This window comes from Erwinia sp. PME.40.26/001, assembly GCF_055556675.1.
Window position 1 is genome coordinate 1 of sequence record NZ_JBVHNP010000417.1, and the last position, 238, is coordinate 238.

Consider the following 238-nt stretch of genomic DNA (forward strand, 5'->3'; position numbering starts at 1 on the left):
GAATACCTCTCTGTACGGCGTTTTGTCCGGCAGTGATGGGATTAGAAATCCATCAGCTCCGTCTCTTTTTCTGACAGTGCAGCATCAACTTTCTTGATGTACGCATCGGTCATTTTTTGCACTTCATCCTGCGCACGACGTTCGTCGTCTTCGCTGATCTCTTTATCTTTCAGCAGCGCTTTGATTTTATCGTTGGCATCGCGACGGACGTTACGTACCGACACACGGCCCTGCTCGG

The 238-nt window shown here is 50.0% G+C and carries 1 protein-coding gene; it reads right to left on the bottom strand.

The window, feature by feature from the left end:
- Positions 1-41: 41 nt before the first annotated feature.
- Positions 42-238 (bottom strand): ribosome recycling factor (locus ACZ3HG_RS24785; protein ID WP_465335188.1); only part of this gene is annotated, 197 nt, incomplete at its 5' end.